The organism is Bergeriella denitrificans NBRC 102155, assembly GCF_001592185.1.
Taxonomy (GTDB): domain Bacteria; phylum Pseudomonadota; class Gammaproteobacteria; order Burkholderiales; family Neisseriaceae; genus Neisseria; species Neisseria denitrificans.
In genome coordinates this window covers 1-8,041 of the sequence record NZ_BCWL01000093.1, presented here as the reverse complement: position 1 = coordinate 8,041, position 8,041 = coordinate 1, and the positions used below count along the sequence as shown (strand labels likewise).

At 55.4% G+C, this 8,041-nt stretch carries 8 protein-coding genes; 3 read left to right on the top strand and 5 right to left on the bottom strand.

Annotated elements, in window-relative coordinates; genetic code table 11:
- Positions 1 to 83 precede the first annotated feature (83 nt).
- Positions 84 to 710 (bottom strand): uracil phosphoribosyltransferase, encoded by a 627-nt coding sequence (upp, locus tag BDE01S_RS06290; protein ID WP_066078871.1) that lies wholly within the window; start codon positions 708 to 710, stop codon positions 84 to 86.
- 125 nt (positions 711 to 835) lie between these two features.
- On the opposite strand from upp, the gene recR reads away from it, so the two are divergent.
- A complete protein-coding gene (gene recR / locus BDE01S_RS06285) occupies positions 836 to 1,441 on the top strand; it encodes a recombination mediator RecR (protein ID WP_066078868.1) in 606 nt (201 codons plus the stop codon).
- A gap of 124 nt (positions 1,442 to 1,565) precedes the next feature.
- On the opposite strand, the gene recA is transcribed toward recR, so the two are convergent.
- The 4 genes from recA to BDE01S_RS06265 all read right to left on the bottom strand — a co-directional run bounded on the left by recA (position 1,566) and on the right by BDE01S_RS06265 (position 4,732).
- Complete coding sequence (gene recA, locus BDE01S_RS06280) at positions 1,566 to 2,642, bottom strand: recombinase RecA (protein WP_066078860.1); 1,077 nt, start codon at positions 2,640 to 2,642, stop codon at positions 1,566 to 1,568.
- Positions 2,643 to 2,856: 214 nt separating this feature from the next.
- The gene (lipA, locus tag BDE01S_RS06275) at positions 2,857 to 3,846 is read right to left on the bottom strand and encodes a lipoyl synthase (RefSeq protein WP_066078855.1); all 990 of its coding nucleotides are present in this window, start codon (positions 3,844 to 3,846) and stop codon (positions 2,857 to 2,859) included.
- Entirely contained in the window at positions 3,843 to 4,463 is a 621-nt protein-coding gene (lipB, locus tag BDE01S_RS06270; RefSeq protein WP_066078849.1) for a lipoyl(octanoyl) transferase LipB, read from the bottom strand. The genes lipA and lipB overlap by 4 nt, the downstream gene beginning before the upstream one ends.
- On the bottom strand, positions 4,463 to 4,732 hold the full coding sequence (locus BDE01S_RS06265) for an HP0495 family protein (RefSeq protein WP_066078841.1): 270 nt from the start codon (positions 4,730 to 4,732) through the stop codon (positions 4,463 to 4,465). The genes lipB and BDE01S_RS06265 overlap by 1 nt, the downstream gene beginning before the upstream one ends.
- A gap of 213 nt (positions 4,733 to 4,945) precedes the next feature.
- Between BDE01S_RS06265 and lon the strand changes: the two genes are divergently transcribed.
- A complete protein-coding gene (gene lon / locus BDE01S_RS06260; RefSeq protein WP_066078840.1) occupies positions 4,946 to 7,405 on the top strand; it encodes an endopeptidase La in 2,460 nt (819 codons plus the stop codon).
- Between the two features lie 187 nt (positions 7,406 to 7,592).
- Positions 7,593 to 7,862, top strand: coding sequence for an HU family DNA-binding protein (locus BDE01S_RS06255; RefSeq protein ID WP_066078839.1), 270 nt, complete (start codon positions 7,593 to 7,595; stop codon positions 7,860 to 7,862).
- The last annotated feature ends 179 nt before the right edge of the window (positions 7,863 to 8,041 follow it).

The window sequence follows — 8,041 nt, the reverse complement described above, 5'->3', positions numbered from 1 at the left end:
TCGCCTTGTATCAGAATTTAATTTCTCCGACCATAGCAGGTCAGTGCCGCAGCGGAACGGCATTTCTTTGACGATGGCTGCGTTCAGCGCGTGCCGAAGATTTTGTCGCCGGCATCGCCCAAGCCGGGAATGATGTAGCCTTGCTCATTCAGATGGCTGTCGAGCGCGGCGGTGTAGATGGTCACGTCGGGGTGGGCATCGTTCACCAGCTTCACGCCTTCGGGCGCGGCCACCAAAACCAGGGCTTTGATGTTTTTGCAGCCTTTGGCTTTCAGCAGGTCGATGGTGGCGACCATGGATCCGCCGGTGGCGAGCATGGGGTCGATAATCAGCGCGGGGCGCTCGTCCATGCTGTCCACGAATTTCTCGAAATAGGATACGGGCTTGAGGGTTTCTTCGTCGCGCTGCAGGCCGACGACGCTGATTTTGGCGGTGGGAATCAGATCCAATACGCCGTCGAGCATACCCAGGCCGGCACGCAAAATCGGCACCACGGTCAGGGTTTTGCCTTTGATGCGGTCGCCTTCGATTTGGCCGCACCAGCCGTCGATGATGTATTTTTCAACGGCGAAATCGCGGCTGGCTTCGTAGGCCATCAGGCGGGCCAGCTCGGTGGTGAGAGCGCGGAATTTGTAGGTGCTGCAGTCTGCCTCGCGCATCAGGGTCAGCTTGTGGCGGACCAGTGGGTGGTCGATCACGGTAACGTTCATGTGTATATCCCGTTCGGGCGGTGTCCAAATCGGGGTATTATACGTTTTTTTGCGGCCTGCGGAAAGCAAGCAGGGCGGGCGCGGGGCTGCTATAATGGCGTTTTCCCGTATTTTTTGATACCGCTATGAGTAAGCAGCCCGATGCGTTTTCCCGCCTGACCCGCGCTTTGAAAGTTTTGCCGAATGTCGGCCCGAAATCGGCGCAGCGTATGGCGCACCATCTGCTGCAATACAAGCGGGAGGAGGCGCAGGAGCTGGTCGAGGCTTTGCAGCACGCGCTCAAGCAGGTGCACCATTGCGCTTTGTGCAATACGTTTTGCGAGGGCGAATTGTGCGCCATCTGCAGCGATGAAGCGCGCGACGGCCGCCGCCTGATGATTGTGCATATGCCGGCCGATGTGTCGAATATGGAAACGGCCAACTGCCACGACGGGCTGTATTTTGTGCTGATGGGGCAAATCAGCCCGGCGCAAGGCATGGATATTTCCGCCATCGCGCTGGATAAGCTGGTGGCGCGGCTGCAGCAGAGCGAGGTGGAGGAAATCATTATCGCCACCAACCATACGGCGGAGGGCGATGCTACGGCTTATGTGTTGGCGGAATTGTTTAAAACCCTGCCTTACCGCGTCAGCCGCCTGTCGCGCGGTATTCCCCTGGGCGGCGAGTTGGAATACGTCGATGCGGGCACGCTGGCGCAAGCGGTGTATGAGCGCAGGCTGTTGAAAGAGTAATCGTTTATTCTGAGAAGAAGCAGCGGGCTAATCACGTTGCCCGATATGCCGGTTTGGAAACTGAATGAAAAAAAGCCGTCTGAAAATCTTGGCGATTTTCAGACGGCTTTTTGTGTTGACCGGCTTATTCTTCGGGCTGTTCGCCGTCGGTTTCGTCCAACTTGCCTTCGGTGATTTCGATGTTAACGCCGACGGCGGCGCGGATTTTGGCATCGATTTCATCGGCGATTTCCGGGTTTTCTTTCAGCCACAGACGCACATTGTCTTTGCCCTGGCCGATTTTCGCGCCGTTGTAGCTGTACCATGCGCCGGATTTTTCGATGATGTCGTATTTCACGCCGATGTCGATCAGCTCGCCTTCCCAACTGATGCCTTCGCCGTAGAGAATGTCGAATTCGGCTTGGCGGAACGGCGGGGCAACTTTGTTTTTGATGACTTTAACGCGGGTTTCGTTACCCAGAATATCGTCGCCTTTTTTGATTTGGCCGGTGCGGCGGATGTCGAGACGCACGGAGGCGTAGAACTTCAGCGCGTTACCGCCGGTGGTGGTTTCGGGGCTGCCGAACATCACGCCGATTTTCATACGGATTTGGTTGATGAAGACCACCAGCGTATTGGTGCGCTTGATGTGGCCGGTCAGCTTACGCAGCGCCTGGCTCATCAGACGCGCCTGCAGGCCGACGTGGCTGTCGCCCATTTCGCCTTCGATTTCGGCTTTCGGCACCAGCGCGGCTACGGAGTCAACCACGACCATATCTACGCCGCCGGAGCGCACCAGCGTATCGCAGATTTCCAGAGCCTGCTCGCCGGTATCGGGCTGGGAGAGGTAAAGCTCTTCGACTTTCACGCCGAGTTTGCGGGCGTAAACGGGGTCGAAGGCGTGTTCGGCATCGATAAAGGCGCACACGCCGCCGTTTTTCTGGCATTGCGCGATGGATTCCAGACACAGAGTGGTTTTACCCGAAGATTCCGGGCCGAAAATTTCCACGACGCGGCCGCGCGGCAAACCGCCTACGCCTAAGGCCAAATCCAAGCCCAGCGAGCCGGTGGAGATGACTTCGAGGTCGTCTTCCTGATGGCTGCCGTCCATTTTCATAATCGAGCCTTTGCCGAAGCTTTTTTCGATTTGCGCCAAGGCGGCTGCCAGGGCTTTGCTCTTGTCTTCGATTTTGTTGTCGGTTTTGCTTTTATCGGTCGCCATAGCGGGCCTTTCGCGAAAAAATGGTTAACTAAGAATTTATTTAGCTATTATCGCATAAAATAAGAAAAAGTATAGTTTTATTTTTAAGTTTGTCGTACCACTTGCCGATTTTAGTGTCTTCACTTATCGCTATTATTTGATAGTAAAGGGAAAACGGCTTTTTTCAGACGGCCTTTTCGGCTTGTGCAGGCCGTCTGAAAACACCAACAAAACTTTAGTGGCCGCTGCAGCCGCCTTGGCCGTGGCTTTCGCGCAGGGCTTCTGCGGCCTGCTCGTCGGCGTGGTAGCTGGAGCGTACCATGGCGCCGATGGCGGCGTTGCTGAAGCCCATTTCGTAGGCTTCTTTCTCAAAGATTTTGAATTGCTCGGGCGTAACATAGCGCAATACCGGCAGGTGGCCGTCTGAAGGTTGCAGATATTGGCCGATGGTAATCATCTCAATATTGTGCGCCCGCATATCGCGCATGATTTCGCGCACGTCTTCATCGGTTTCGCCCAGGCCGACCATGATGCCGGATTTGGTGGGGATATGCGGCATCATTTCTTTGTAGCGGCGCAGCAGGTCGAGCGAGTGCTGGTAGTTGGCACCCGGGCGGGCTTTTTTATACAGGCTCGGGTGGGTTTCCAGATTGTGGTTCATCACATCGGGCGGGGTTTCGGCCAGAATGTTCAGGGCGATGTCCAGGCGGCCGCGGAAGTCGGGCACGAGGATTTCGATTTTGGTATTCGGGCTGCGCTCGCGGATGGCTTTGATGCAGTCGGCGAAATGTTGTGCGCCGCCGTCGCGCAGGTCGTCGCGGTCAACCGAGGTAATCACGACGTAACGCAGATTCATGGCGGCAACGGATTCTGCCAGGTTTTTCGGCTCGTCGGGGTCGAGCATATTGGGGCGGCCATGGCCGACGTCGCAGAACGGGCAGCGGCGGGTGCAGATGTCGCCCATAATCATAAAGGTGGCCGTGCCTTTGCTGAAGCATTCTCCGATATTCGGGCAGGATGCTTCTTCGCATACGGTGTGCATTTTTTGGTTACGCAAGATATCTTTGATTTCAAAGAATTTTTTGGTCGGCAGCTTGGCGCGTATCCATTCGGGCTTTTTCAGCTTTTCCTGCAGGGGAACGACTTTGATGGGGATGCGGGCGGTTTTGTCTGCGCCTCTGAGTTTGACGCCGCGTTTGGGATCGTCGGTTTTGATTTCGCTCATGCTTGTGTCTCTTTCGGATTGAGTTGCGCCGACAGGTGGGCAGTCAGCTTGTCCGCCACTTCGTTTAATGTGGGGCAGGGGCGGACGTAATCGGCGATTTGGGTCATTTCCATGCCGGCATAGCCGCAGGGGTTGATGTGGGTAAAGGGGCTTAAATCCATATCGACATTCAGGGCGAGGCCGTGGTAAACCGAACCGCCTTTGATGCGTAAGCCCAGCGAGGCGATTTTGCGCTCGCCCACATACACGCCGGGGCGTTGCGGGTCGGCGGCGGCCTCGATGCCGTATTCGGCCAGCGTGGCGATGATGCTGTTTTCCAAGGCAGATACGATTTGGCGCACGGACTGCCGGCGGCGTTTGAAATCAATCATGGTATAAACCACGAGCTGGCCGGGGCCGTGGTAGGTGATTTGCCCGCCGCGGTCGATTTGCACCACGGGAATGTCATCCCGAATCAATAAATGCTCGGGTTTGCCTGCCAAGCCTTGCGTGAACACGGGCGGGTGTTCGACCACCCACAATTCGTCTTCGGTATCTTCGCCGCGTTCGGCATTGAAGACCTTCATGGCTTCGAATGTCGGCTGATATTCGGCAAAACCTTTGTGTACGATTTTCATTACAGCACTACTTTGACCAATTCGTGGGATGTCAGCGCGCGGTAGATATTGTCGAGCTGCTCTTGGCTGGTGGCGTTGACCTGCACCGTTGCGCCGGTATAGTTGCCTTTGCTGCTCGGGCGGGTGGTGATGTGGTGCGCTTCGGTGTCCGGCGCGTATCGGCGCACGGTTTCCAGCACCGCCTGTTCGAATTCGGGGTGTACCGCACCCATGACTTTCAGGGGGAAGGTGCAGGGGAACTCGATTAATGTTTCTTTTCCGGTGGTCATGTCTGTATCCTTGTAACAGGCCGTCTGAAAAACGACCCTGCCGTTTTCAGACGGCTTTGCGGACGGTATTTTACTCAAAATACCCGCCCGAATCCATTTAAAAAAACCTGCACTCCAAATAGGAACGCTAAAAAGTTTTTTCAAGTCTTGAAATCACGTTCTTCAGCCCAACCTAGGCTGCAATCTGAATTGAAAACGGACAAGAGCAAAAATATGTCACAAGAGCAACATTTTGAGGAATACCGCGCATTGGCGACTTTGGCGCTGCGCGATGTGGTGGTTTATCCGCACATGGTGCTGCCGCTGTTTGTCGGCCGCCCCAAATCCATTGCCGCGCTGGAAGCGGCGATGGAAAAAGACGAGTCGGTATTTTTGCTGGCCCAGCTCGATCCGAATACGGAAGATCCTAGCCCGAAAGACCTGCATACCACCGGTACTGTGGCGCAGGTGCTTCAGGTCTTGAAGCTGCCCGACGGTACGGTCAAAGTATTGGTGGAAGGCTTGAGCCGCGCCAAAGCGCTGACGGTGGAAGACACCGGCGGCCTGTTTCTGTCGCACATCGAAGCGGCGGACGAAAAGCAAAACAGCCGCGGCCGCGATATGGAAGCGCTGCGCCGCACGCTGCTTTCGCAGTTTGACCAATATGCGAAGCTGAATAAAAAAATTCCGGCGGAAATCGTCAATACCGTCAGCAGCCTGAGCGACAACAGCCGCCTGGCCGACACCATTGCCGCGCATCTGCAGCTGAAGCTGGAATACCGCCAGGAGATTTTGGAAACCGCCGATGTGGCCGGCCGCATGGAGCTGCTGCTCAGCCGCCTGGAAGCAGAGCTGGACATCATGCAGGTGGAAAAACGCATCCGCGGCCGCGTAAAGCGCCAGATGGAAAAATCCCAGCGCGAATATTATCTGAACGAGCAGGTCAAAGCGATTCAGAAAGAGCTGGGCGAGGAAGACGAGCGCAGCGAGCTGGAAGCGCTGGAAGGCAAAATCAAAGCCGCCGGCATGAGCAAGGAAGCGGAAGAAAAAGCCCTTTCCGAGCTGAAAAAGCTGAAAATGATGCCGCCGATGTCGGCCGAGTCCACCGTGGTACGCAACTACATCGACACGCTGCTGGAGCTGCCGTGGAAGAAAAAATCCCGCGTCAGCAAAGACATTGCCAAAGCCGATTTGGTGCTGAATGCCGACCACTACGGCCTGGAAAAAGTCAAAGAGCGTATTTTGGAATACCTTGCGGTGCAAAAACGCACTGAGAAGCTCAAAGGCCCGATTTTGTGCCTGGTCGGCCCGCCGGGCGTGGGTAAAACCTCGCTGGGCGAATCCATCGCCAAAGCCACCGGCCGCCAATATGTCCGCATGGCGCTGGGCGGCGTGCGCGACGAGAGTGAAATCCGCGGCCACCGCCGCACCTACATCGGCTCGATGCCGGGCAAAATCCTGCAGAATATGGCCAAAGCCGGTGTGAAAAACCCGCTGTTCCTGCTTGATGAAATCGACAAGCTGGGCAACGATTTCCGAGGCGACCCTGCTGCGGCGCTTTTGGAAGTGCTCGACCCTGAGCAAAACAGCAAGTTTGCCGACCATTACGCCGAAGTAGATTACGATTTGAGCGACGTGATGTTTATTGCTACTTCCAACAGCCTGAACATTCCGCCCGCGCTGCTCGACCGTATGGAGATTATCCGCCTTTCCGGCTATACGGAAGACGAAAAAATCAACATCGCCATGCAGTATCTCGTACCCAAGCAGATGAAGCGCAACGGCGTGAAAGAAGGCGAAGCGGTGGTAGAAGAGAGCGCGGTACGCGACATCATCCGCTATTACACCCGCGAAGCCGGCGTGCGCTCGCTCGATCGCGAAGTGGCGAAAATCTGCCGCAAAGTGGTGATGAAAGTCACTTTGGAAGAAGACAAGCAAAAAGCGTCCAAAGCCAAAACCGGCAAAACTGCCAAGCCGAAAGCGATTAAGGTCAATGCCGATAATCTGCACGAATATCTCGGCGTGCGCCGCTTCGATTACGGCGTGGCCGAGAGTGAAAACCGCATCGGCCAGGTTACCGGCCTGGCGTGGACGGAAGTCGGCGGCGAGCTGCTGACCGTGGAAGCGGTGTCTCTGCCGGGCAAAGGCGTGATTCAAAGCACCGGCCAGCTCGGTGATGTGATGAAGGAATCGGTATCCGCCGCTTGGTCGGTGGTACGCTCCCGCGCCGAATCGGTCGGCCTGGCACCGGATTTCTACGAGAAAAAAGACATCCATGTGCATGTGCCCGAAGGCGCAACGCCGAAAGACGGCCCGAGCGCGGGCATTGCTATGACACTCGCTATGGTCTCGGCGTTTACCAAAATTCCGGTACGCGCCGACGTGGCGATGACGGGCGAAATCACCCTGCGCGGCGAAGTGCTGCCCATCGGCGGCCTGAAAGAGAAGCTGCTGGCGGCCTTGCGCGGCGGCATCAAGCATGTGCTGATTCCGAAAGACAATGTGAAAGATCTGGAAGACATTCCGGAAAACGTCAAAACCGGCCTCACCATCCACCCCGTTAAGTGGATAGACGAAGTTTTGGCGCTGGGTCTGGAAAGCCAACCCGAGCCATACCGCGCGCCGGAAACCGTAGAAGCCCTGCCGGAAAGCCCGAAAAGCAAACCGTCAAGAGCCAAAGCGACAAAACATTAAGTTTTGTGAAAAAGTGTTGCAAAAAATGTGGAATTCCCCTGAAAGCCTATAAAACAGGGCGATTCCGTATTTTTCGCTTGACACAGTAAATTCAGAATTGCTATAAAGCACACAGGTACTGCATAAGGTACGGAAACGCCCGAATTATCGGGGTTCTCATTATTTTTAACGATAGAAGGGACTGATTGTGAACAAGTCTGAATTAATCGAAGCAATTGCTCAAGAAGCCGGTATCTCTAAAGCTGCCGCCCAAAAAGCTCTGGATGCGACCACCAATGCCGTAACCGAAGCACTGAAAAAAGGCGACACCGTCACTTTGGTTGGTTTCGGTACTTTCTACGTTGGCGAACGCGCCGAGCGTCAAGGCCGCAACCCGAAAACCGGCGAGCCTCTGACCATCGCTGCTGCAAAAACTCCGAAATTCCGTGCCGGTAAAGCATTGAAAGACGCTCTGTAATCCATTAGCGCAAGCGTACACAAGCCGAATCTACCCAGGTTCGGCTTTTATCATATCCACTTTGCATACTGCTTGTCGGCATAAACCGCAAACGGGCATTTTTCAGACGGCCTGAAAGCGCTGAAAGCGGCGGCATGCGCCCGCTTTATAAAAAATATTGAGAATTCAATAGGTGGAAA

Bases quoted from the DNA above. Each gene is read 5' to 3' on its own strand.
- upp (WP_066078871.1), bottom strand. From the start codon at position 710: ATGAACGTTACCGTGATCGACCACCCACTGGTCCGCCACAAGCTGACC.
- recR (WP_066078868.1), top strand. From the start codon at position 836: ATGAGTAAGCAGCCCGATGCGTTTTCCCGCCTGACCCGCGCTTTGAAA.
- recA (WP_066078860.1), bottom strand. From the start codon at position 2,642: ATGGCGACCGATAAAAGCAAAACCGACAACAAAATCGAAGACAAGAGC.
- lipA (WP_066078855.1), bottom strand. From the start codon at position 3,846: ATGAGCGAAATCAAAACCGACGATCCCAAACGCGGCGTCAAACTCAGA.
- lipB (WP_066078849.1), bottom strand. From the start codon at position 4,463: ATGAAAATCGTACACAAAGGTTTTGCCGAATATCAGCCGACATTCGAA.
- BDE01S_RS06265 (WP_066078841.1), bottom strand. From the start codon at position 4,732: ATGACCACCGGAAAAGAAACATTAATCGAGTTCCCCTGCACCTTCCCC.
- lon (WP_066078840.1), top strand. From the start codon at position 4,946: ATGTCACAAGAGCAACATTTTGAGGAATACCGCGCATTGGCGACTTTG.